Origin of the sequence: Nostoc sp. JL31 (assembly GCF_017114965.1) — a bacterium.
Taxonomy (GTDB): domain Bacteria; phylum Cyanobacteriota; class Cyanobacteriia; order Cyanobacteriales; family Nostocaceae; genus Nostoc; species Nostoc punctiforme_A.
The window spans coordinates 39,964-65,323 of the sequence record NZ_JABXKO010000092.1 but is presented as its reverse complement, the minus strand read 5'-3'; the positions used below and the strand labels follow the sequence as shown (position 1 = coordinate 65,323).

The window sequence follows — 25,360 nt, the reverse complement described above, 5'->3', positions numbered from 1 at the left end:
AGCTAAACTAAAAATAACCTTTACGAAGAGTGCAAAGGTAGCGTTATGACCTCTGTAACCGATCCACCCAACGCTCTCACTCCTTTCCCCTTTCCGGATCATACTCAACTTCCTGAGTCCGATGGCACTTTTGTGAAAAATTGGCAAGAGCATCCCCAAAGCATTTTACTAACTGACTCTATTACACCCATCCTCAAACAATTAAATCCTGAAGGTGAATACTGTATAGGGCAAGACTTAGGCATTTACTGGCGCTTGACCGATCCCCTGGAAAAAGGTGCAGAAGCACCAGATTGGTTTTATGTACCGAATGTACCATTTTTGCTCAATGGGCAAACGCGACGTTCTTATGTGTTGTGGCGAGAGTTTATTGCCCCGTTGATTGTCTTAGAATTTGTCTCTGGGGACGGTAGTGAAGAACGGGATCAAACTCCTTTGAAGGGTAAATTTTGGATTTATGAGCAAGTGATTCGTCCTCCCTTCTACGGCATTTATGAAGCGAGTAAAGCCAACCTAGAGGTTTATCATCTGATTGAAGGACGGTATCAAATATTATCAGCAAATGAACGAGGACATTATCCTATAGTTGCTTTGGGTGTTGAATTAGGTTTATGGCTAGGAGTTTATCAGAATGTGGAATTACCCTGGCTGCGTTGGTGGGATTTACAAGGCAATTTGTTGTTGAGTGGCGATGAAAGAGCCGAACAGGAATCCCAAAGAGCAGAACAAGAACGCGAAAGAGCCGATCGCCTAGCTGCCCAATTGCGATCGCTCGGTATTGAACCAGAAACCTGATATATTAAGCCGTTGCGCCTCTAATTTGCACTAATATTTTTCCAATATGATTGTGGGGTGGGCATCTTGCCCGCCCTGATAATCTAAGTTGTATACGTAACAGCTTACCTACTACGAATTACGAATTAAAAAAGGGCTGGTGTAAAAGAGTCATCTGTGGCTTAATTTGTTTAGACACAAATTTTACTGCTACCAGGGTAATCACGATGACAAATAGACCTCCTTCCGAACAGGAGTCATCTCAAAAAACTGCCCTTGGCTTTGATGAATTTATAGCCATTCTGGTTGCCTTCACCACTATCGGAGCGATTCTTTTTTGGTCATTGTCCCGCAGAGATTCTGGTTGGAACTTAAACGGGCTGCTGTTGCCTTCTTCCACTCCGTCTCCTAGTGTTCAACCAAATCAAGTATTGCTCCCTCCTACTGCCAAAGTAGAACCTTATGCAGTCCCCCACAATGTTTTGCCATATTCTCCACCTGAAGTTGTTGTTGAACCCACGACACGTTCATCCCCAACTAACAGTGCAACTCCTTTCCGCCGAGTATTACCATCTGTTCTGGTAGTTCCGACTCAATCCCCAAAAGCACAAACACCTGTATCTCCTCCAACAGAACTTGAATCATCAATTAAATCATCAGCGCTGCCTTTAGTAACTCCGGCAAGACCAAAATCAATCATTCCGCCGCCAATTGCATTTAACGATGTGCCCAATAACTTTTGGAGTCGGCGTTTTATAGACGTTCTTTCTGCCCGTGGGATTCTCAAAGGGTTTCCTGATTATTCTTTTAGACCAAATCAGCCTGTAAATCGCGCTGAATTTGCTGCCATACTAGAAAAAGCTTTTGACCAAGACCCGTCTAAGACTGCGATCGCATTTCAAGATGTACCAACAAAATTCTGGGCGACTCCAGCAATTGATCAAGCCATCAGTGCGGGATTTCTCAAAGGCTACCCGAAAAAAACCTTCAAACCACAACAAAATATTTCACGAGTACAAGTTTTAGTTGCCCTTGTCAGTGGGTTGAATTTGAAAGCACCCACTTCCCCAAATCAGATTATCAGTATCTATAAAGATGCTAAAGATATTCCGCCTTATGCTATCGGCAAAATCGCCGCTGCTACAACCAATGGTCTAGTAGTTAACTATCCAAATCCCCAAATCCTCGATCCCAACAAAGTAGCTAGTCGGGCAGAAGTGGCGGCGATGATTCATCAAGCTTTAGTCAAACGGGGTAAACTGTCGGCAATTACATCTTCTAATATAGTGCGATCATCCCCCAAAATATCTCCAGAACTTCCACAGGCTGCAAAACCGAACCCAAAAGTTAAATTGCCCACCAGAGGTTCGTCTCAACAATAATTACTAATTCGTAATGGGCTACGCCCCGCTGCGCTAACGTAATTCGTAATGAAGCTCCTGCGGACTCTCGCGTACTCGCTAACGCTGCGCTAAAGTAATTCGTAATTCGATGAAGATTGATAAGGAGCGAATTTTATACTAAGTGTTACTAAACTTCGTAAAGAATTTTGAGAGAAGTAGGAACGCCGGAAGTCGGCGTTCATACTTCAGTGATTTGGAATTAGAGCGTACTTCTACACAGAGCAAGCTACGCGTAGCGTCTCATAAAGAAGCGATAATTAGATATTAAGCTTCTGGAATTTGTTTACCGACAACTTGTGATTTAAGAGTGGTGATTTCACTAGTTAACTCTTTCCTGGTTGAGGCTTTGAGTAAATAGCGGTAAACAAACCAGGCAGAGTAACCAATACCGATCAACTCAAAAGTAGGTGCTACTAAGGGAATATCATTCAAAGCATCCAATATTGCCAAGAGTACTTTAACAGCAACAATTGATCCTACAATTAAACCAACTGTTACCAGGGGTTGCTTATATTGATTAAAGAAGCTTCCCAGATATTCTGGTAATGTTGCTAAAAAGGTAGAAATTTGCTCCCCGTATTTTACCCATTCGTCTTGAGGCTGTGCCGGAGGCTGGAGTTTGGTGATGGTTCCCGTTTGGTTGTTGATCTCTGCCACTGTAGTCTCTTTAGATGCGGTTTCGGTAAATTCTTGTTCTGGCATTTTCACTCCTATTAATTTGACAGTTGAGTTTTCTAATCTGGATAATTACAACCAAAAGGTTGCTGATTAGTTAATGTACTTGTGTATCAGTACAATTTGGTGAAAGGCACAAAAAGATTTTAGTGTCCTATAACCATAGTTGCCCCGTACTATCTACTGCATCAACTACAAGGTAGACAGTCAGGAGGAGGATAGAACTCAGAATGCAACAGGATGTATTATAATCAACTTCCTGAGTTCTATTTTTGGAATTAACTGGATTCCCCAGGTTGTGATTATCCCATTCCGTGTCATTTGCTCATAATCGTACTAAATCTAAGTACAAATCATGCAATAAATCCACTCCACTTCTCATTTATATAAGCCTAGAAGCCGATTTTATCCGATATTAAAGCTATCTTAAGCCGCGTTCGTCAATTAACGCATTCGTATTGATATTAATACGTAATAAAAATTTTTGTGTGTTCATACAGACTAGACTTTTAACCTACTTTATGATATATGTGCCTGGGATGAGGTGGGCAAGGGGAAAAGCAGATGAATCAATTCAAAATTAAAAATTAAATTCAGCCACCCACAAAGGGTGGAGTTTCTACCTACCTTGGGAAACAAGGATTCTTTCTCTACGAGACGCACTCGCGTTCGCGCCACAAGAGGTGAGGTTTTAAACCTTCACTTTTTTTCATAAACAAAACTTAGCACTGGCTCAACCCTAGCGATCCGCTAACAGCAATCTTTTGCCCAAACCCTAATCCCCAAGAAGTATCAAGCCTTTTGTTTTTTTCCTGATTGTATTAATTTTATAAAGAAGCAGTAAGGTAGAGTAGTGGCGTAGGCGATCGCAAGAACTCATTGCTTGCTATCAACTGCATATTGTGGAAAGTAGCGTGCTAAGGGTAAGACGCTCTCAGGCGGGTCTTTAGTGCATGAAACTATATCATTGCTCGTAAAAAAAGTGAACTCTATTAAATTTAGTAATTATACTTAGCAAACTAGTTGTAAAATTTACTTATATAATCTAAGGTAATGCTAATTATCTAGCAAGCAATGATTTGCTCTTGCGATAAAAGAAGATAATGTAGATGTTAATGACTAATTAAGGTATTTTGACAATCTAAACTAATTTGATTATTTTTGCGGGAAGGCAAGGAGGTTTGAGAAATGCCAACTCAAAAGCCAACCCCTATCTACAGCAGTTCAGAAAGCAAAAAAGTGTCAGCCGAAGAGCCATCGACAGACGAACTCCCAACTATAGAATTTCCTTCAAGAGGAAAACTCAAAGCTAGTTCTTGGCGTATCCATCAAAAAATTGGCTATGGATACTTTGTAGCTATCGGAATTGGCTTTTTTGGCTCACTGACTGGGTTAGTGATTGCTAATTACTACCGGGGAAGGGAAGTTAGACAATTCAATCAAGCTTATGAACAAGGACAACTACTGAGTAATTATAAAGATGCAGTAGTAGGGGCGCAATTACATAGTTCTAACCTAGTTGCTGTATTAGAAAATTCACAACAACTGCAAAGCAAAAAAGCTGATTTTCTGAAGAATGTTGAAAAAGCCAAGCAACTAGAGTCAAAAATTGGCGGATTTCTCGATAGTAAACCTAAAAGACTAGCAGCAACAAGTTCGACTTTACAGACTTTATTGCTGGATTATAAGACTAATTTAAAAGCCTACGTTGACCAAATCGAGGTCGTCTTACAGAAAATTGACTCCCCAAAAGTGCAGCCTCAGAAGATTTCTTCGGCCCGCTCGCAGTTATTAATAATAATGCGTGGTGAAACAGCCATGCAGCTAGAACAGCTTTCTCAAAGCTTGACTAACATCTTGCAAACTGCTGAAGATCAAGAGCAAGAAAGGCAAAAAGCCGTTGAGCAGGCGAAAATAGTTGAGCGCTTCATCGTGATCGTGAGTATGCTGGTTTCGGTAGCGATCGCAGCCATTGTAGCTTGGCGTACCAGTCGAGCGATCGCTGAACCAGTGATCACTGTAACCCAAGTAGCTGAACAAGTTGCAAGGAAACATAATTTCGACTTGCGAGCGCCCGTCACCACTGAAGATGAAATTGGCCTACTCGCCAAATCTCTAAATCATCTGATTGAGCGAGTATCTCAGCGAACAAAAGAACTACAACAAGCTAAAGAATTAGCCGAAGCTGCTAGCAAAGCAAAAAGCGTATTTTTGGCCAATGTCAGCCACGAATTACGCACACCATTAAATGCTGTCATCGGCTTAAGCCAACTACTAGAAGACGACGCTACCGATCTTGGTTTATCGGCAGATTTTATTACAGATTTAGAAACAATTAACGCTGCTGGTAAGCATCTACTGCACTTGATTAATGAAATCCTCGACTTGTCAAAAATTGAAGCGGGGAAAATGACCCTGTATCCTGAGACATTCGAGATTTCAACGCTGATTCATAACGTTGTTCTCACAGTCAAGCCAGCTATCGAAAAAAATGCCAATGTTTTAGAAGTGGATTTTGATGAGCAACTTGGCACCATGTACGCCGATCAAACTAGGATGCGGCAGGTATTGTTAAACTTACTCAGCAACGCCAGTAAATTTACTACAAACGGCAAGGTGACGCTGACAGTCAACAGAGAAAAGGATGAATTCCGATCGGATGCTCCTTTAGGTATGATTACTTTTACCGTTACCGACACAGGTATCGGTATGTCTAACCGTCAACAGCAGCAGTTATTTCAACCTTTTACACAAGGTGATACTTCAACTACGAAAAAGTATGGCGGTACGGGACTGGGGTTAGCAATCAGCCGCCACTTTTGCCAGATGATGGGTGGTGAAATTATTGTCAAAAGTCAGCCAGGAATTGGTTCTACTTTCACTATTCGTCTGCCAATGACTGCGCTGGATTAAATGGGGCATTGGGCATTGGGCATTGGGCATTGGGCAAAACAGTTCCGAGTGCTGTTAGCAGTAGCGGGGCGTTTAGCCCGTGAGGAGTGCTGAGTCAAGAGTTAGGAGTTACGAATTCTCCTCCTGCCTCCCCTGCCTCCCCTGCCTCCCCTGCCTCCCAAACTAAGTAATAATATTTACCCTTCCAGTATCCAAGTCGTAACGACCCCCCACGATTTTTAATTTGCCAGACTGCACCTGCTCACTTAAAAGCTGCGATCGCTTCAAGCGTTCAATTTGATATTGCACATTTGCCACCACAGCATTTTCAACCGCATCACCGGGCTGATCTTTGACCTTTTTCAGGGCTGGCTTAATTGCCTTCACAAAAGTACTAATATCACCGGGTAACGATTCATTTTGGACAGCTGCGGTTACAGCCCCACAACGTTCATGCCCCATCACCATCAGCAGTGGAGAACCTAATAAAACAACGGCATACTCAATACTGCCGATCGCTTCATGTGTGGCAATATTTCCGGCAATCCGCACATCAAAGATGTCCCCAATCCCTTGATCGAAAACAATTTCTGCGGGGACTCGTGAATCCGCACAACTAAGAATAGTTGCAAATGGATGTTGAGCTTGAGCAACTTCGTGCAACCGCAGCTCAGATTGATCGGGGTATTGAGGATGATGATCGACAAATCGCTGATTTCCCTCGATCAGCTTTTGTAAGGCTGCATCGGGAGTGAGGGATTCAGCAGAAGTTGAGGGGATTTCGGCAGCTTTCGCCTGTTCAACCCGCCAGAGTAAATCGCTGGCAGATAGCATCATCCCAAATGCCCCGGTCATTCCCAACTTTAAAAAGTCACGACGTTCCATGAAATGTTTCATTGAATTTATAACTCTCTTACAGAGACGCGATACATCTGACAGAGCGAATTTCCATCACATCGGAAACGTAACAAGTACCTCCGAATTTATTCAGGAGTGGTCTGATATTTTCGACAACACGCTTGAGTTGTTCTGGCATACAAAATGCGAGGATGTAAACATTATCAAGCATGGTCATGTCTAAATCTTCTGTTGTTCCTCGTAATCCTTTACCAACAACATTTCTAATGACGGCATGACTATGTACACCGGACTTGTCTAAACTATCTAAAATTTTGGCAAGTTCAAAAGAGTTGGCGATAATTTCTATCTTTTTAACTACGTGCATATTATTACCTCCAGAATAGGTTAATTCCGTAGAGATATAGCGGAATTCCCACAATAATATTGAACGGAAATGTGACTGCTAGAGCGGTAGAAACATATAGGCTGGGATTTGCTTCGGGAACAGTCATCCGCATTGCTGCTGGCACAGCAATGTAAGAAGCGCTGGCACACAATACAGCGAATAACAGCGAATTTCCCTGAGGCATACCGATGAATTTGGCAATCACTAACCCAATGCCTGCATTGAGTATTGGAATTAGTATGGCAAATAAAATCAGGAAAACTCCGGTTTTTTGCAAGTCTTTAATTCTTCTGGCAGCCACCAGTCCCATATCCAATAAAAAGAAGGTGAGAATGCCATAAAACAACCCCTGAGTAAAGGGTTCTAATACGTGCCAACCACGTTCTCCTGTCAAGACGCCGATTAAGAGGCTACCGACTAGTAGAAAAACTGAACTATTAAGAAATGCTTCTTGCAAAACTTCCGACCAAGCAAACTCTCGCTTTTCATCTGCGGTGAATATACTTACCAAAATCAGACCAACAATGATCGCCGGAGATTCCATCAGGGCCAGAGCTGCTACCATGTAACCATCATACTGAATACCAAGCTCACTCAGAAAAGCGCCGGCGGTGATGAAAGTGACGGCACTGATAGAACCGTAGGTTGCTGCGATCGCCGCAGCATCGTAAGTATCCAGTTTCCACTTTAAGATAAAAAAGGTGTAAATTGGAACAAAACAAGCCATCAGCATTGCTGCCATGAGTGTTAGAATTACCTCCTGATTCAGTCCGCTTTTGATTAGTTCTACCCCTCCTTTAAAACCAATGGCAAATAGCAAATACAACGAAAGGAGTTTGGGTACTGGTGGGGGAATTTCTAGATCAGACTTGACAAAAACAGCAGTCATGCCTAAAAAGAAAAACAGAATCGGCGGATTCAAAATATTGGATACAATTAAGCTAAAATCCATATCCACCCCTCTTTATACTTGTGAAACCTGCAATTAAAGAAATTTTTCATCTTTAAAAATTTAACGGTTCAATGATGATGTATCTTGTATTGCTACCTAATGTCAATTGGGTACTCAAAGAGTGAATAGTCTTATTGGTGACTATACTTTCAGTTAGGTATTACAGCGTTTTTCAAGCAAATAAACCACGGTCTAGGAAACATTGTCATGTCCCCACGAAAACGTATTGGGGCAATTTATTAATTTAATTGCCCCTACTGTTGACAACAGAACAAGTTAGAGCTTGTTCATTATGTTTTGATGTTTGATTCCCCGTGGCTGATTTTACGACACAACGCGCAGGAATAACTAGTGGCTAACTTTTCTACGTAGAAAAATTAACGTATTATCAGGGCAATTCATGAATTGCCACAATACAAACTTTGTCTAAATCCCAGTATTTTTTGATTTACAACAGTTTTGTAAATCTTGCTTGCTCAAAATGACGGTCAGATGTAAAGGCTTGAGTAATCCCCTCCTGTGTCATCACCGCAAAGCTAATACAGTCAGTTAGTCCCCAATCTTTATCAGGACGCTGGCTGTATAAAATCCAACCTTCATCCAGCAATTTTTGGTCGAGAGGGATGATTTGCACACTTTTTAAAACTCTCAAACTGTTGATGAAAGCAATTGTCTGAATACGGCTGACTGGTGTACACAGAGCATCTGCAACCTTCAATAGTACAAACTCTGTTGTCACCAAAGGCGTTTCTAAGCGTAGAAGTCTATCCATTACCTCATTTGCCTGGTGATGAAGATTATCCCTAACATTAAGAAGGGCAATTCAGGCAGCTGTGAAGACAAAAACTTTTGCCAACGTTATGATTCTCGCTTTGGCATTCCATAGAGATAATGGTCATGCTGCTGTGCCAAATCGCTAATATCTGTATCAACTACACAGTTTTTAATCAACTGCCTCAGCTTATCCCAATCTGAGTCTTCTGGCATTGCTGGCTCAGGTGTGCAGTTTTCTTCGACAAACACAATTATCACTGACTGCCCCTCATGCCCTTCAATTGGTTCGTTAGGATGAACCACACCGTTTTGGAATGTGCCTTTGACTGACAGCATAGCTTTTTCTTGCTTCTACATAAATCATGATAGAGTACCATTCTGGTTAAGAATATTGCCACACAATCTTTATTGACCAAGTTTCGTTAGGATATTGTAACCTGGGCAATAGCGACTCTCTATTGATGTGACACCAGGCGTAGGCGTAGCCCGTCGGAGACATCGCTTTTTCACATCCATGACAACAACCATCGACTTTCTCAGTCACCTTAACCCTAGTCAACGTCAAGCTGTCGAACACTACTGCGGCCCGTTGCTAGTTGTTGCTGGCGCAGGTTCCGGTAAAACACGAGCGCTGACTTATCGTATTGCAAATCTGATTCTGAAACACCGTGTTGATCCAGAAAATATCCTGGCGGTTACTTTTACCAATAAAGCCGCGCGGGAGATGAAAGAACGGATTCAACGGCTGTTTGCGGAACAACTGGCAATGAAACAACACGGACAGCGGTTGGATTTGTTGACAGAATATCAACAAACGCTACTGCGATCGCAAGTTTACAAAAACACGATCAAAGATTTATGGTGTGGCACTTTCCACAGTCTATTTTCTCGTATTCTGCGCTTTGATATTGAAAAATACGTAGACGAAAAAGGACGCAAGTGGAATCGTAATTTCTCTATTTTTGATGAATCAGATGTTATCAGTCTGATCAAAGAAATCGTTAATAAAGAGCTAAATTTAGACGATAAGAAGTTTGATGCCCGCTCTGTTCGCTACGCTATTAGTAATGCTAAAAACCAAGGTTTATCACCCCAAGAATTTGAGCAAGATCAACCCAATTATCGCGGACGCGTGATTGCCCAAGTTTACAATTTATATCAAGATAAGTTAGCACAAAACAACGCTCTAGACTTTGACGATCTTATTCTTGTACCTACTAGATTATTTCAACAAAACGAGCAGGTATTGGGTTACTGGCATCGCAAGTTTCGTCATATCCTCGTAGATGAATATCAGGATACTAACCGCACTCAGTATCAACTGATTAATTTATTAGTTACTAATGGCGAAACCAAAAAGAGCGAATGGCAATGGGAAAATCGCTCAGTTTTTGTTGTTGGTGATGCAGACCAATCAATTTACAGCTTTCGGATGGCAGATTTCACCATCTTGCTAGGATTTCAGGAAGACTTTGGCGATGGTTTGGTAGATGATGATACTCGAACAATGGTTAAGTTGGAAGAAAACTATCGTTCTTGTGAAAACATTCTGCAAGCGGCTAATGAACTGATTGAAAATAACACCCAACGGATTGATAAAGTCCTGAAAGCGACGCGGGGGACGGGTGAACAGATTACTTGTCACAAAGCCGATGAAGAACTTGCAGAAGCGGCATTTGTAATTAATCAAATTAGCACTTTAGAACAGCAAAATCCAGAGTTAAACTGGGGTAGTTTTGCCATACTTTATCGGACGAATGCCCAATCTCGGCCATTTGAAGAATTGTTGGTGAAATATCAAATTCCTTACACAGTTGTCGGAGGAATGAGGTTTTACGATCGCAAAGAAATTAAAGATGTCGTTGCTTATTTAAGAGCGATAAATAACCCAGCTGATACAGTCAGTTTATTACGAGTTATTAATACTCCCAGGCGGGGAATTGGCAAAACCACTATTGACGCTTTGATGAACGCATCTCAGCAATTAGGGACAACTTTGTGGGAAATCCTCAGCGACGAAACATCAGTTAATACATTAGCTGGACGGGCGACAAAAGCTGTAAATAACTTTGCCGCAACGATCAGCCGTTGGCAAGCACAAGTCAGCACGCTTCCTGTGACTGAGGTTTTGCAAGGAATATTAGAAGATTCTGGTTACGTTCAAGACTTGATGAATCAAGGCACAGATGAAGCCACAGATCGGGTACAAAACGTTCAGGAACTTTATAACGCTGCACTGCAATTTCAAGAAGAAAACGAAGAGGTTTCCCTAAGAGATTTTCTAAGTAGCGCCGCCCTCAGTTCCGATTTGGATAACTTAAAAGAAGGACAAACAGCCGTTTCTTTAATGACTTTGCACGCTTCCAAAGGTTTGGAATTTCCCGTAGTATTTTTAGTGGGATTAGAACAGGGGCTATTTCCCGGCTACCGTTCCCTAAGTGATCCCGCATCTTTGGAAGAAGAACGTCGCCTGTGTTATGTGGGGATTACTCGCGCTCAAGAGCGGTTATTTTTATCACACGCGCGGGAACGCCGTTTGTATGGTTCTCGTGAACCTGCGATGCGATCGCAATTTCTCGACGAATTACCAGAAGAATTATTATCTACCAAACGTGCGAGTCGTCAAAGTTATACCAAAAGTGCCTCTACTCCTAATGGAAAACAAGACTCAACACAGAATTGGCAAGTAGGCGATCGAGTATTACACAAAACTTTTGGTCTTGGCGAAATCACGCATGTTTTTGGAACGGGTAGTAAGATGTCTGTAGCAATTAAATTTGCTAGTTTGGGACAAAAAATTGTTGACCCAAGAGTAGCACAGTTGCAACGAGTAGAGTAAGAGGTATATAAACGACCAAATAGGCTATATTTTGATGGTGCGTTGCTACAGAACAAGCTGTGTCAACTACAAAAGAAGCATTTATAACTCTAGAACATGCTGTAGTGAATAAAACTTGTTCATTTGTAACTCCACAACGTGCTGGACTAACTAAAACTTGTTCATTAATAAGTTAGGAAGAAGTTTTATTAACTAAAACTACTATTTAACTTATCATTTTGGACTTTGTATAATTAATGATTAAATTGATTAAATCCAACTTTAGTTTTACTTATCTAAAAACGAATTAGTTGTAACTACAACACCAACATTTAGAAGTTGAGCTTAAGTTGTATTAACTCCAGCTTCTTCTGAATTTATCAAAGGATGAGTTTTTGTAACTTGTTTTTTTTCATATTTTAATTTCTTCAAAGTGTTCAACAGTGGGAAATGGCTCATAAAAATGATGTAGAAGTTTTTTCCACTCTTGATACTCAGCAGAACTTCTAAATCCTACAGTATGAGATTCTAAAGTTTCCCATTTGACAAGTAATAAGTATTTACCTTCGACTTCTATACATCTATGCAATTCATGGGATAAATATCCGTCCATTGAGGAAATAATTTTAGAAGCTTTTTTGAAATCAGTTTCAAAATCGGATTCCAAACCAGGTTTAATATGAAGCATCACAGCTTCAAGAATCATAAAGTTTTACAGTGAGTATTAAGCTAATGTTATTTAGTATAATGTGATGTCTACAACGGGCTACGCCATTAAGACTAATTTTTTAGTAAATAGATAATCGCAGCACAAAACTCTTCGTAATATCCTTTAGAATCAGTTTCACTAAAGCCTAGAATTAAGTCTTGTCTGTCTTCCTCTGTGATTGTATTGATGATTTCCAATATTGGCTCAAGAGCTTTTGCACGTAAATCTTTCAGTTTATCAATATTGAGTCCGAGTTTATCAATTGTTGTTTCAGCAGCTAACTGCTTTTTTGAATTATTTGTCGCCAAAATCTGCCCGTCATCGGTGTACTTAAAGAAGTCCTCACAATTTGCATTTATGGGTGAAACCATCAAATTCTCATCGTACCAATGATCTTTCTTGCTTCCACAGTGCAGAGGTTCTTTACGCTCTCTTTATCTTTGACATGAAGCCAGCATATTTGTGTATTCCAGCGCTAGCTCAGTATTAGGATATCTAGGTTTTAGATGTTCAATATGACTAATTTCTTTGGTAATACGTCTTCCACAATAGCAACAGATAAAACCTTGTTCTTGCAATAAGGAATCATGTACATCGGTTTTTTGTGGTTTGCTGAAGTTGTCCCAACTTGGTTGCCAATCTTCATTTGCTAGGTTTTTCCAAACGGTAAAACTTTCTGGCTCCTCACTTTTTTTGATATATTTCACCGCTTCAAAATCTCTTTGCGTCGAATAGATACACTTGCTTTTACTAATTCTGGTTCATCTTGCCCAATAATATCAGCAATTTCCTGAGATAATTGCCTAGCACCATCAAGATTTCCTTCATCAATGAGCCTAAATAACTCATGTAAACGATCCTTAATTTCTTGTGGACGTGCGGGAACACCCATGAGGTCTTCTAGTATTCTATTGCTGTCTCTCCCAAAGGAACTTTCTGGTCTTTTAGCAACAACACCTTCGTCTGTTTTTTCTAGAATATAAATTCCTTCAGGCTTGACTTGGCTAATTACCTGGGGTGAATGGGTGGTAACAATAAACTGACAATTGGGGAATGTTCTTGTCAAAGCAGGAATAATTTCTCGTTGCCATTTAGGGTGTAAGTGGAGTTCAATTTCATCAATTAAAACAACACCACTACCTTGGAGTGGATCTGGCAAACTAGGGTTTGCGATCGCTAATCGTCTTGCTAAATCTCCCACCATAGCCAGCAGGCATTTTTCTCCATCAGATAGCTGATTCACTATAAGTTCCTCACCTTTTTTTCTGACAGTCATTCGGAGTGGAGAACGTTCAACCTGTAAGTTTAAAAATTCTGGTATTAAGGAAGAGATAGACTGTCTTACTGCTTCTAATTGTTTGTCTCTATAATCAGGGTTATCTCTTCTCCTCTCATTTTCTAAATCTTCTCGATTTCTAAACCATTCAAAAAATATTTTGAAGTCAATTCTTCCTCCCGTAAGCGCCTGATTATAGGCATCCACTTGTTTAAATGAACTTCCCTCTGAAATCTCTAAAGGCATATCAATAACAGCGCGATTAACAGGGTAGTAAACTACTAAATGAATATTGGATTGAGAATTAGTTTCTAATTGTTTACGTAGATATTCAATTGTAGTTTGCAGCCCTAATCTTGAGTATTGAAAACTAGAAATATTAGTAGATTTAGCAATATCAGTAGCGACAGAATCAGAAATTTTATCTACTATAGTTGGTAATATGGGATTTAAGATTTCTTGCAATTCTTGATATTCAATATCTGAAAATTCTTTACTACCTGAGTTTTTTAAAAATTTTGCAATATCTGCGACTAAATTTACAGCAAAATCTTCCATTGCTGGTTGTAGCAGCGCAGATGATTTGCTATCACCTATCTGAAACAGATTGATAGACAAAGGCACTTCCTGCAAATTATCTAGCACGGTAATAACTTCGGCGCGTATTTCGTTACGACCACTACTTGTATCTTGTTTGCTGAAGGAACGAATAGAGTCAGGAGAGTCCTGAATTTTTCCCGTAACCTGTGACATAATAATAGCCAGACAATCAAGAATATTTGATTTGCCCACGCCATTAATACCAATAAGTACCGTTGGCTGGGTTTCATCAAACTCAAGCGTCAAATCGTTAATTCCACGGAATGATTGTATTTTCAAGCGCTTGACTTTCATAGTTTTAACAACGCTGAACGTAATTTAATACAGCTAAAAATTGGTAAAAAACAGCTAATCAAAAGCACACTTGACATAATCAATTGCAAAAGGTGTGATTTTTTCGACAAGATTATTAATTACCCCTCGTTCATCTTCAGTCCAAATTCTGGGATTACCAAAAATGCATGGTTGTAAAATTCCCCAAAGTTGACCATCCTGGCGGATATGGGCATGAATTAGGGCGCGATGTCCAAAATACTTCTGTTCAAACTCCCGATTTAAGACTTGAGAATCAGCAGTTTCTACATCTTCGACAAAGATTGAAGGTTCAGCACGTAGCGCAGCCGCAAACATCGGATCTTCATCTACTAAAGTTGGGGGTTGTGCTGCCCAGTCTTCATTATAAACAGTAGGTACATCTGGAGTACGAATCCAACAAAAGGCAACTCTACCAAGGTTATTTTGTGGATTATGCAGGTATAGAAAACATCTGTCGGACTGTAGAAAATCGCCTACAGCTGGCAACAGTGCAGAAAATATAGCATCTGGTGTTTGAGATGATTCTACAATATTTTTGAGTGCAGAAGGAAGTTCTTGCTGAGTCATACAACTAAACTGATTTTAATTGAATAATCCCTTTATCAAAAACGCGATTATTAGTAGCGATCGCACTTATTTCTATTCTATCTTTATACACCTCATAAGAGGCAAAACTTAAGTCACTGGTAGAATACCCTGTCCACTCAGAACGCCCTACAGGACGATTACCAGCACCTGCGCCACAAATTAAATAAGTTGTACCATCAATAGCACGAGTCCGTTCATAGTTATGTTCGTGACCATTGATGTAAAGTTGAACGCCGTATTTTTTAAATAGGGGAGTAAAAGTTTTAATAAAATCTGGATTATTCCCATATTGACCCGATGAATAAATTGGATGATGACCAAACACCACTTTCCAAGGAGCATTACTAAGACTTAATTCTTTTTCTAACCAAGGTAGCTGGTTTTTCCAATCAGCATTACTGTTAGTATCCAAAGCGAAAAATTGCACAGTTCCCCGGCGAAATGTATAGTAACGTCCCTTCATATTAAAGCCAGCATACTTGACTTGGGGATCGCCATTGGCGGTACGAATATCGTGATTACCTAAACAAGCGTGAAATTTCACACCTTGCTTGAGCAAACCTTGATAAGGACGCTCAAAAACTGCATTAATTTTCTCAATTTCGCCGTTATTGTAAATGTTGTCTCCAGCTAAAACGACTAAATCATAAGGATTTTTCTGATGATATGCATTCATCGCTCCAGCCACAGCATACTGTCCTTTCGCGCCAGTCCCTGTATCAGCTACAGACACAAAACGTAATAACAAGTCTTTTTTGGCTGGGTTGGCGGCGATAGCTGTTGTTGAATCGCTAATATCAGCACTTTGATGATTTTGATGAGCAAACATCCAGCTTAAAAATCCTGTACCAATGGCGCTGGCACTACTTAAAAATAAAAATTGACGGCGTTTCAGTTTCATAAGTCACCAAATTTAATAAATAGTCAGTTTAGCGGAAACAATGAGCAATGAAGTGATACATTAATGCAAAAGAAGGCAGCACCAGTAATAATGTACGTTGTTTGTCTTTGATTCGCTGCTTTTGGTGAAAGTTCCATGTCACAAGACAATCAGTCAAAACCGACGGATGAGCAGATAACTCAACCTCCCCAAAAACCTTACCAGAGAGTTCAGCCATTTTGGAAGGCTAAAATTATCCAACTTCTCCAAGGGACGATTGGGGTTTTAGAAGTAACGGTGGAGAAACTAGAGACAGCACCGCCACCTGGTTCTGAGGAAAAACCTGGTTTTTTTCAGCAGCTTCAGTTGAGGTGGGGTGGACTGTTAAGGACAATCCGCTTGTTTTTGCCATCAAATTTGTCAACAAAGTTATCAGATACAGCTTTGACGGGAATTGTTACTGGAGTTGCTGTAATTCTCGTTTGGACAACTACGACTATCTTTACTGGTAAACCTACTGAAATAGCAACTGTTCCCCCGGTTGAAGAGGTTCCGATACCAACACCAACGATAACTACTCCACCGGAATCAGTCGCACCAGAACCACAGCCACCAGAGGAAATTACACCGTCGCCAGAAGTACAAACTACTCCACCAACGCCGGAACCGGAACCAGAACCAATTCCTACGCCAACGCCAACGCCAATCCCAACACCAACGCCAATCCCAACACCCATCATAGAATTGACACCTGAACAAGCTTTGATTGCGGCTATTGAAAATCAGGTAGCCGAAATTAGCGATCGTGTTGCCTCTGGTCTGATAAAGTCAATTCAAGCCAACTTCCGTACAAGTAACTTGACTGTCAAAATTAGTGATGATTGGTACACTCTCAATGAATCTCAGCAAGACAAACTAGCTGCGGAGATATTACAACGCTCTCAAGAACTTGATTTTACTCATTTAGAAATTATCGACTCCCAAAATAAGCTAATAGCTCGTAACCCGGTTGTCGGGACTGAGATAGTAATTTTTAAACGGCAAATAGCAAGTTAAAATAATTCGTAATTCGTAATTCGTAATTTGGAGTTTAACTTTAAGTATTTATGTTAGACAATGTTTCGCTATTACTGAAAGCTTGTGAAAACTTAAACATCAGCTATGAAATTCTGCATCCTTCGGAAAACTTAATCAAAATAAAATTGAATAGTAAACAGCATTATTTTTGTAACTATAGCACTCCCTTACTTAATCAAGCAGTAGCACACCTGCTCAAAGACAAAGAATACACTTATCATGTTTTAAACAAAAAAGTTAAACTTCCTCGGACAGTGGGTTTTCTTTCCCCTTTTTGTGACACCAAATATAAGATTTACTTAAAATTTCCAACTATTCAAGATATCGTATTGGAAATAAAAGAAAGTTTTGAAACACCAGTAATTATTAAAAGAAATTCGGGTGCAAGCGGACATAATGTTTTTTTATGTAAGAATATAGATGAAATTGAAACTGCTTTAAAAGAAATTTTTAATATCAATAATAAGTATGATTACGTCGCTCTTGCTCAAGAATTTATTCACATTAAATCTGAATATAGAGCGGTTTTCTTAAATAAAGAGTTAGTTTTGCTCTATGAAAAAGATATAACTGATGCCAAGTTTGTCGGTAATCTCAGTCCTCTACACTGGGATGGTGCGAAAGCCAAGTATATCAACGATCCACAAATACTGTCAGAGATTGCTAATTTTGCTAAACCAGTTTTTGAAGAGTTAGACCTTGATTATGGTGGTTTTGATATTGTATTAGATCGAGATAATCAATATTGGTTGATTGAAATCAACTCTCACCCAAATTTTGGCATTTTTATTAGAGATAATGGAGAGGAGCATGTGTTGAAAATTTTTGAAAAAATGCTCGTTAGCCTAGCCTCAAATTGAAGAAACAAATCATCACAAAGACGCGATAAATCGCCGTCTCTACAAAAGACTGATTATTGTAAAAACGGCGATTCATCGCGTCTCTTGCTTAACTCCTAACTCACCACTCTCATTGTCTGAGTTGGTATCCATACAGTAAAAATCGAGCCAATACTAACAGTTGATTCTACTTCAATTCGACCTCGATGGAGTTCCACGAGTTGTTTAGTTAAAGCCAATCCCAGTCCAGTGCCTTCGTAGCGGCGGCGATAGGGTGTATCGAGTTGCTGAAATTTTTCAAATAGTAATGGCAATTGTTCTTCAGGAATGCCAATCCCGGTATCTTCCACTTGAAAAATAGCGGTATTATCTTCCACCCAAAGACGTAAAGTAACACTGCCACTTTCAGGGGTGAATTTAATTGCATTAGTCAACAGATTCCAGAGTATTTGTTCTACTCGTTTGGCATCGCCGATAAAGCGATCGCGCCTGGGATCGATTTGCAAATCAAGTATAAGATTAATTTGTTCGCTTGTTGCTTTTTTTTGCAGTGACTTTACAGCATTTTCGGCAACATTCACTAAAGAAAATTCCGAAATATTTAAAGCTGTTTTTCCAGCCTCGATTTGCGATAAATCGAGGATGTCATTAATCATTCCTAATAAATGTTCTCCACTGTCGTGGATTGTTTGCAGATAACCCTGTTGTCGTTGACTCAATTCACCCAAAGGCCAGCGTAATAACGTCGAAGACATCCCAATCACATAAGTCAAAGGTGTGAGCAATTCATGACTGATAGTAGCGAGAAACTCACTTCTGATCCGGCTAGCAGCTTCAGCGGCGAGGAGAGCATCACGTAGGGCCATTGTGCGCTCAATAACTCGTTGTTCGAGATTTTGTTTTTCTTGGGTGAGGGTTTGCATTAACTCAGCTTGGTGAATCGCGATCGCTAATTGTTCTGCGATCGCAATCAGCAAGTTTTTTTCGCTATCATTCCACTGGTGAGGTTCATCGCACTGATGAGCAATCAGCAATCCCCACAGTTTATCCTCAAACATTATCGGTGCAGCGAACTTAGCCCTAACTTGGCATTCCCTTAAAAAATTCAACAAACACTCTTCCAGAGCATAAGTTTTTTCGACATCATCCACAGCTAAGGTAAAACCTTGGCGATACTTTTCCCAACTTTGAGAGGTTCGGATAAAGCAATTTTCTTCTGTGTAATTCAATACCGAGCTAATAGCATCTGTAGCACGGGCTTCATAGACAATATAACCTCCATATTGTTGGTAGTCTTTTAAGAGGGTTTTATTATTAACTGATACAAAAGGCGAGTGTTCACCGTTGTTTTCATGTATAGAAAAATAGATTTCGCAAGGTTCCCTAACTGATAGTTCCATACCTGTTGTCAGTGCCGTTTCATTGAGAGGAATAGTGTCAGACTGGTATGGTTGAGTATTTACCTGAGAACCTGCAAATTTATAAATTACTAATCTGTCTAATTCCAAAAACTCACGTACCTGTGTAATTGCCGTTGCCATAATAACAGGCAAATCCAGGCTTTTGCGGATCTGTGTTGTTACCTGATTCAATAGCCGCTCTTGGGAAATCTGTTTTTTTAAAGCATCTTCCACTGGCTGACAGATATAAACTGCTGGCCCAATTGGGCTTGGAGATGTTATTATTTCTTGGTTTGGTTGAGTTAGGAGATATTCTAATAACAACAGCGTGAATTGACTTTGGAGCGTAGCATCATTGGGTCTAATAATTTGCTGATAGCGTTCGAGATTTTGGTGAGTATAAGAATCGCACTCAAACAAATCTCTCAATTCGGAGACAAAAGAAGCGATCGCCTCTAAATTAAACGTCAACTGAGCATTGATTTCTGAGTAAATTCCTTGCCCCTCTGTTTCCCTGCTTCCTTGCTCAAAGGTTCCGACCAAAAGGACGCTAAACTGCTCAGAAACCACTAATGTAAACTTTTGCCTTTGCCACTCCACAGGTATGTAAATCCGCACCAACACAGCTTCTGTCAGTATCAAAACGGCACTTCCCACCGTTTGAGCCATCTGTTCTAACAACTCCCCAAGCTGATTAAATACAACAATAGGCAAGGTTCGAGAAAAGCTCAAATCAGGAGAACTAAGCATTTTCAATCATTTTGGTAAGAGAGGGCTGAATGCAGGGAAAAAAGTTTGTTTTGATTATGTACTAACCAACAACTTAAAACGGTAACACAGGATTATGCATCGTATAAGTAGCACATCGGGTGGATGGAATCAGTCAGAGGGTTTAATTTTTTTAGAACAAACTCCCGCGCCTTTCGTCTTGATTACGGCTGCTGATACTGACATTCAAACCTTGGCAGCTGCGGTGACAAAATTACCCCCAAGCTTTCCTGCATTAAGAGTCGCCAACCTATTGCAGTTACAGCAACAATTAAGTATAGATACTTATGGAGAGCAAGTTTTAGAACTTGCCCAAGTAATTATTTTGCGCCTATTAGGAGGACGTTCTTACTGGGGTTATGGCTTAGAAGTAGTGCAAGAAATTGTGCAACGTAATGGTAGAACTCTCATTGTAATGCCAGGGGATGACGCTTTTGATCCCGATTTAATTTCCCAGTCTACCGTACCCTTGGGTGTTGTTAATCAGGTATGGCAGTATTTTAGCGAAGGCGGCGTGGAAAATTTCGTTAATGCTCTGCAATTTATTTCCGATAGTTGCTTATTAACTGCATATAATCCCCTACCACCTCAGCCGATTCCGCGCGTGGGATTGTATGAGTGGGGAGCAGGGAGGCAGGGGGGCAGAAGAGAGTTAGAACTTCGTTCATCCACCTCAGATACTCGTTCATCCACCTTTGAACTGGATGAATCCACCTCAGAACTCCGTTCATCTACCTCAGAAGCTCAAGGGTTCCAATACCCAATGCCCCATGCCCCATGCCCCATGCCCAAAATCGGCATCCTTTTCTACCGCGCTCATTATTTAGCGGGGAATACTAAAGTAATTGATGCTTTATGCGAAGCTTTGGTACAGAAAAATTTACAACCAGTACCAGTATTTGTTTCTTCATTGCGTGAACCAGATGTTCAAGTTGAGTTGAGTGAATTTTTTCAACCCAAAGAAGCTGAATCAATCGCTGTACTGCTAAATACCACCAGTTTTTCTCTAGCACGCTTGGAAAGCGAAACACCCCAAACCGAACTGTGGCAAAAATTAGATGTGCCTGTGTTGCAGGTAATCCTCAGTGGCGGATCGATTGAGCAGTGGGAGTCACAGTTTCAAGGGCTTTCTCCCCGCGATATTGGGATGAATGTGGCGCTACCAGAAGTAGATGGGCGGATTATTACTCGTGCTGTGTCTTTTAAAGCCTTGCAAACTCGTAATCCCCATTTAGAAACAGATGTAGTAATTTATGAACCAGTGAGCGATCGCATTGAGTTCGTTGCTAAACTAGCAGCAAATTGGGCGCGTCTACGTTCCAAACCACCCCAAGAACGTCGAATTGCCCTGATTCTCGCAAACTACCCCAACCGCAATGGCCGCCTCGCCAATGGTGTGGGACTCGACACCCCAGCTAGTTGTGTAGAAATCCTGCAAGCTTTACATCAAGCTGGGTATGAAGTAGAAAATCCACCTGCTCAAGGAGACGAGCTGATTCAACGGCTGACATCTGGCGTAACCAACGATCCGGAAGGTAGAGAATCGCTTCCGGTAAACCAAAGTGTTTCTTGGGAAGAATATCAAGAATATTTCGCTTCATTACCGCCAGCAGTGCAGCAAGGTATTAGTGAAAGGTGGGGAATAGGGCATGGGGCATGGGGCATGGGGCATGGGAATAACCAATGCCCAATGCCCAATCCCCAATGCCCAATCCCCATTTCTGGAATTCAACTCGGCAACGTTTTTGTGGGAATTCAGCCAGCAAGGGGTTATGATAATGACCCCAGTTTGAATTATCATGCACCGGATTTAGAACCAACCCATGATTATTTAGCTTTCTACTATTGGGTTAGAGAAACTTTTGGTGCTGATGCTGTAGTTCATGTGGGAAAACACGGAAATCTAGAATGGCTACCGGGTAAAAGTGTGGCTTTATCGAGTAATTGTTATCCAGAAGTAGCTTTCGGCGCACTTCCCCACCTGTACCCGTTTATTGTCAACGATCCTGGTGAAGGTTCCCAAGCCAAACGTCGCGCTCAAGCAGTGATTATAGATCACCTCACACCGCCAATGACTCGCGCGGAACTCTACGGTTCTTTGCAACAGTTAGAAAATTTAATTGATGAGTATTATGAAGCCGACAGTTTAGATCCTTCGCGTTTACCAGTAATTCGCGATCGCATCCACGAACTGGTGATCAAAGAAAATCTCCATCTAGATTTAGGAATCCAAAATGAAACAGAAATTTTTAATTCTGAATCTTTAATTTTGAATTCCATCGGTGGTTATCTTTGTGAATTGAAAGAAGCCCAAATCCGTGATGGCTTGCATATTTTTGGGCAATGTCCCCAAGGAAGGCAATTGAGGGATTTAATAGTAGCGATTGCTCGTATCCCCAATCGCCATTCTTCAGGTATTACCCGTGCGATCGCTCAAGATTGGGGACTAGACTTCGATCCCCTCACAGCCGATTTGTCAATGCCTAGTGGTGAATACTCAATAGTCAATGGCAAAGAATGCCGTACCCTCGGTGATATCGTCGAAGTCCTAGAAGAACACGCTGCCCTTTTAGTAGAACAACTAATAAATCAGGACTCAGAATTCAGAATTCAGAATTCTTGTAGAGACGCGATTCATCGCGTCTGTGCTGGGGATGGAGACGCAATGAATCGCGTCTCCACCTGGATACGCGATCGCCTCCTTCCCGCCTTACAAAAAACCGATCAAGAAATAACCCATTTATTACACGGACTCGATGGTGGATATGTCCCCAGCGCTCCATCTGGCGCACCCACACGCGGCCGCCCGGAAGTTCTACCAACAGGAAGAAACTTTTATTCTGTCGATATTCGCGCCATTCCCACAGAGACGGCTTGGGATATCGGCAGAAAAGCCGCTGAAACCCTCGTAGAATATTACACGCAAGAGCATGGCGAGTATCCCAAAACACTAGGTTTATCAATGTGGGGAACAGCCACCATGAGGACTGGAGGTGATGATATAGCCGAAGCCTTAGCTTTACTCGGAGTCCAACCTGTCTGGGATGGTGCAGCGCGGCGAGTAGTGGATTTTGAAATTTTGCCCCTAGCGATTTTAGGACGACCCCGTGTAGATGTCACCTTACGAATTTCTGGATTCTTCCGAGATGCTTTTCCCAACTTGATTGACTTATTCGATCAAGCAGTGTCAGCAGTAGCAGACTTGGATGAACCGCCAGAACAAAATCCCCTAGCGGATGCAGTTCGCCAAGAGACTGATTTATGGACAAGCCAAGGATTAACTATACAAGAAGCCGTGGTGCGATCGCGCTATCGCATCTTTGGTTCTCGCCCAGGTGCTTACGGCGCTGGACTCCAAGGTTTAATCGAATCGCAAAACTGGACAGATGACGAAGATTTAGCCCGCGCCTACATTAACTGGAGTTCTTACGCCTATTCTTCGGGAGCAGGGGGAGCAGGGGGAGCAGGGGAGGATAAAATTTCCAATGCCCAATGCCCAATGCCCAATGCCCAATGCCCAGTGCCCAATACCGAAGCCTTCGAGCAACGCTTGTCTCAAATGCAAATTGTCCTGCACAATCAAGATAACCGTGAACACGATCTACTCGATTCTGATGATTATTACCAATTTCAGGGTGGCTTAACGGCGGCGGTGCGTTCTCTACAGGGAAAAAATCCCCAAACTTATTTTGGTGATAATTCTATACCCGCCCAACCACGCGTTCGTCAACTGAAAGAAGAAATTGCACGGGTGTATCGTTCTCGCGTAGTTAATCCCAAATGGATTGCAGGAGTAATGCGCCACGGATACAAGGGAGCTTTTGAAATGGCGGCGACGGTAGATTATCTATTCGCCTACGATGCAACAGCAAAATGTGCTGAAGATTACATGTATCAAGGCATAGTAGATGCTTATCTACTCGATCCAGTTGTTGTAGAATTTATTCAGCAAAAGAACCCTTACGCACTGCGTGATATTGCTGAAAAATTATTAGAAGCACATAAGCGCAATTTGTGGGAGGATGTAAATATAGGAACATTAGAAGCTTTGAGGAACCTAGTACATCAAGCTGAAGCAGTTATCGAAGAAAAATCAATGGTGTAGGAAACAAATATGGAGAATCTTGCGTATTTGCACCTAGCTTTCGCCTACGAAGACAGCACACCCAGTGAATTGGTCTCCCTCAGTTCTTTGTTTAACAAAGCAGCTGCGCCAGACTGGAAAAGGCTTTCTGGTAGGGCTTGGAAGTATATGTTGCCCCTTGCTCTGTCTTTATCTATTCTTGGCGCTGTCAGCAGCGTCATGGCACTAGAAAAAGGCGATCAAGGTCCTTCTGTCAGAAATCTACAACAAAAGTTAAAAACAGCAGGTTTTTACCAAGCTTCTGTTACCCAAGTATATGATGTATCCACACAAGAAGCTGTGCGGCGCTTCCAAAAAGCCGCTGGTTTACCAGTGGACGGCATTGTTGGAGCAAGCACCCTGCAAAAATTAGAAAGTTGGCAAGCCAAAAAGCCCACAACTACCGCTACACAAGCTAAAAAAACTACTGCTGTAAGCGCACAAGCTAAAAAGCCTAGCCCTACTAGTTCAGCTAGTTCAGCCACCAGCAAACGCCGCAATCCTAACTACCTTGCTAAGGGGGATGAAGGTGAAGATGTGAGAGCTTTGCAAGAACGGTTAAGAGTCGCAGGCTTTTATTACGGAAACGCCACAGGCATATTTGGTCCAATTACCGAAGAATCTGTCAAGCGATTCCAAGATTCGTACAAATTAAGCGTTGATGGAATTGCAGGCCCAGCAACATTAGGTAAATTGCCAGGAACTGGCATCGGCGATGGAGAAGAGGCTCCCAAAAAGGTAGTCAATCGAGACAAACTTCGTGTAGGTGATCGCGGTGAGCCAGTTAGAATTGTTCAAGAACAATTGATTCAGGCAGGATATTTAGAGGGAGAGCCAAATGGCTACTATGGCCCCTATACTGCCGATGCTGTACGCCGATTTCAGGCAGCTAACTTCTTGAAAGCAAGTGGTGTTGCTGGCCCAACTACGCGAGCTAAGTTATATAGCTCAGTTAATACTGCTAGCAAAAGCGAATTTAATACCTTAGAAATTCAAACCCGACTACGGGAGCGGGGTTTTTATAAAGGCAAGCTCAATGGTGTGATGGCAGATGACACCAAAAAAGCGATTAAACAAGCCCAAGAATTCTACGGCATTAGCCTCAAGGATCTTAAGAGCGGACGCTTTTAACATCCGCTTTCGTGTCGTTAGTATCAGTCCCCAACTGGTTGCTTTCCTCCAGTAACAGCAAATTACAAACTGCTCAAAATTCCATTTATTTGGTTAATTTGAGTAGTTTTGTTTTATTTA

The 25,360-nt window shown here is 41.3% G+C and carries 21 protein-coding genes; 8 read left to right on the top strand and 13 right to left on the bottom strand.

What is annotated here, in order from left to right; translation table 11 throughout:
- Positions 1-45 precede the first annotated feature (45 nt).
- Positions 46-795 carry a Uma2 family endonuclease gene (locus HWQ43_RS21550; protein WP_292737859.1) on the top strand — a complete coding sequence of 250 codons (750 nt, stop codon included), beginning with the start codon at positions 46-48 and terminating at the stop codon, positions 793-795.
- Positions 796-1,001: 206 nt separating this feature from the next.
- The gene (locus HWQ43_RS21545) at positions 1,002-2,156 is read left to right on the top strand and encodes an S-layer homology domain-containing protein (RefSeq protein ID WP_292737857.1); all 1,155 of its coding nucleotides are present in this window, start codon (positions 1,002-1,004) and stop codon (positions 2,154-2,156) included.
- Positions 2,157-2,441: 285 nt separating this feature from the next.
- On the opposite strand, the gene HWQ43_RS21540 is transcribed toward HWQ43_RS21545, so the two are convergent.
- Positions 2,442-2,879 (bottom strand): CAAD domain-containing protein, encoded by a 438-nt coding sequence (locus tag HWQ43_RS21540; protein ID WP_292737855.1) that lies wholly within the window; start codon positions 2,877-2,879, stop codon positions 2,442-2,444.
- A 1,161-nt stretch (positions 2,880-4,040) separates the two neighbouring features.
- On the opposite strand from HWQ43_RS21540, the gene HWQ43_RS21535 reads away from it, so the two are divergent.
- On the top strand, positions 4,041-5,765 hold the full coding sequence (locus HWQ43_RS21535) for an ATP-binding protein (RefSeq protein ID WP_292737853.1): 1,725 nt from the start codon (positions 4,041-4,043) through the stop codon (positions 5,763-5,765).
- A gap of 162 nt (positions 5,766-5,927) precedes the next feature.
- Here the strand turns inward: HWQ43_RS21535 and HWQ43_RS21530 are convergent, their stop codons facing one another.
- From HWQ43_RS21530 to HWQ43_RS21510, 5 genes are all read right to left on the bottom strand, one after another.
- Entirely contained in the window at positions 5,928-6,629 is a 702-nt protein-coding gene (locus tag HWQ43_RS21530; protein WP_292737897.1) for a carbonic anhydrase, read from the bottom strand.
- Between the two features lie 28 nt (positions 6,630-6,657).
- Complete coding sequence (locus tag HWQ43_RS21525; RefSeq protein WP_292737850.1) at positions 6,658-6,969, bottom strand: P-II family nitrogen regulator; 312 nt, start codon at positions 6,967-6,969, stop codon at positions 6,658-6,660.
- 4 nt (positions 6,970-6,973) lie between these two features.
- Positions 6,974-7,942 (bottom strand): sodium-dependent bicarbonate transport family permease, encoded by a 969-nt coding sequence (locus HWQ43_RS21520; RefSeq protein WP_292737848.1) that lies wholly within the window; start codon positions 7,940-7,942, stop codon positions 6,974-6,976.
- 448 nt (positions 7,943-8,390) lie between these two features.
- On the bottom strand, positions 8,391-8,765 hold the full coding sequence (locus HWQ43_RS21515) for a PIN domain-containing protein (RefSeq protein WP_366932875.1): 375 nt from the start codon (positions 8,763-8,765) through the stop codon (positions 8,391-8,393).
- 35 nt (positions 8,766-8,800) lie between these two features.
- Entirely contained in the window at positions 8,801-9,052 is a 252-nt protein-coding gene (locus HWQ43_RS21510) for a hypothetical protein (protein ID WP_292737844.1), read from the bottom strand.
- Positions 9,053-9,230: 178 nt separating this feature from the next.
- Here HWQ43_RS21510 and pcrA point away from each other — a divergent pair, with 178 nt between their 5' ends.
- Positions 9,231-11,555, top strand: a complete 2,325-nt coding sequence (gene pcrA / locus HWQ43_RS21505) for a DNA helicase PcrA (RefSeq protein ID WP_292737895.1) — start codon at positions 9,231-9,233, stop codon at positions 11,553-11,555.
- A gap of 391 nt (positions 11,556-11,946) precedes the next feature.
- On the opposite strand, the gene HWQ43_RS21500 is transcribed toward pcrA, so the two are convergent.
- From HWQ43_RS21500 to HWQ43_RS21475, 6 genes are all read right to left on the bottom strand, one after another.
- Complete coding sequence (locus tag HWQ43_RS21500) at positions 11,947-12,240, bottom strand: antibiotic biosynthesis monooxygenase (RefSeq protein ID WP_292737842.1); 294 nt, start codon at positions 12,238-12,240, stop codon at positions 11,947-11,949.
- A 74-nt stretch (positions 12,241-12,314) separates the two neighbouring features.
- Entirely contained in the window at positions 12,315-12,614 is a 300-nt protein-coding gene (locus tag HWQ43_RS21495; RefSeq protein WP_292737840.1) for a hypothetical protein, read from the bottom strand.
- 63 nt (positions 12,615-12,677) lie between these two features.
- On the bottom strand, positions 12,678-12,950 hold the full coding sequence (locus HWQ43_RS21490) for a retron system putative HNH endonuclease (protein ID WP_292737838.1): 273 nt from the start codon (positions 12,948-12,950) through the stop codon (positions 12,678-12,680).
- Positions 12,947-14,413 (bottom strand): AAA family ATPase, encoded by a 1,467-nt coding sequence (locus HWQ43_RS21485; protein ID WP_292737836.1) that lies wholly within the window; start codon positions 14,411-14,413, stop codon positions 12,947-12,949. The genes HWQ43_RS21490 and HWQ43_RS21485 overlap by 4 nt, the downstream gene beginning before the upstream one ends.
- A 54-nt stretch (positions 14,414-14,467) precedes the next feature.
- Positions 14,468-15,001 carry a GAF domain-containing protein gene (locus HWQ43_RS21480; RefSeq protein WP_292737834.1) on the bottom strand — a complete coding sequence of 178 codons (534 nt, stop codon included), beginning with the start codon at positions 14,999-15,001 and terminating at the stop codon, positions 14,468-14,470.
- Positions 15,002-15,005: 4 nt separating this feature from the next.
- Complete coding sequence (locus HWQ43_RS21475) at positions 15,006-15,923, bottom strand: metallophosphoesterase (protein WP_292737832.1); 918 nt, start codon at positions 15,921-15,923, stop codon at positions 15,006-15,008.
- 135 nt (positions 15,924-16,058) lie between these two features.
- On the opposite strand from HWQ43_RS21475, the gene HWQ43_RS21470 reads away from it, so the two are divergent.
- Entirely contained in the window at positions 16,059-16,958 is a 900-nt protein-coding gene (locus HWQ43_RS21470) for a hypothetical protein (protein WP_292737830.1), read from the top strand.
- Positions 16,959-17,008: 50 nt separating this feature from the next.
- Positions 17,009-17,839 carry a YheC/YheD family protein gene (locus tag HWQ43_RS21465; RefSeq protein ID WP_292737828.1) on the top strand — a complete coding sequence of 277 codons (831 nt, stop codon included), beginning with the start codon at positions 17,009-17,011 and terminating at the stop codon, positions 17,837-17,839.
- 95 nt (positions 17,840-17,934) lie between these two features.
- Here HWQ43_RS21465 and HWQ43_RS21460 read toward each other — a convergent pair whose 3' ends face one another.
- Positions 17,935-19,968, bottom strand: coding sequence for a GAF domain-containing sensor histidine kinase (locus HWQ43_RS21460; protein ID WP_292737826.1), 2,034 nt, complete (start codon positions 19,966-19,968; stop codon positions 17,935-17,937).
- 94 nt (positions 19,969-20,062) lie between these two features.
- On the opposite strand from HWQ43_RS21460, the gene cobN reads away from it, so the two are divergent.
- Together cobN and HWQ43_RS21450 are read left to right on the top strand one after the other, a co-directional pair.
- Complete coding sequence (gene cobN / locus HWQ43_RS21455; protein ID WP_292737824.1) at positions 20,063-24,091, top strand: cobaltochelatase subunit CobN; 4,029 nt, start codon at positions 20,063-20,065, stop codon at positions 24,089-24,091.
- Positions 24,092-24,100: 9 nt separating this feature from the next.
- Positions 24,101-25,240, top strand: coding sequence for a peptidoglycan-binding protein (locus tag HWQ43_RS21450; RefSeq protein WP_292737822.1), 1,140 nt, complete (start codon positions 24,101-24,103; stop codon positions 25,238-25,240).
- The last annotated feature ends 120 nt before the right edge of the window (positions 25,241-25,360 follow it).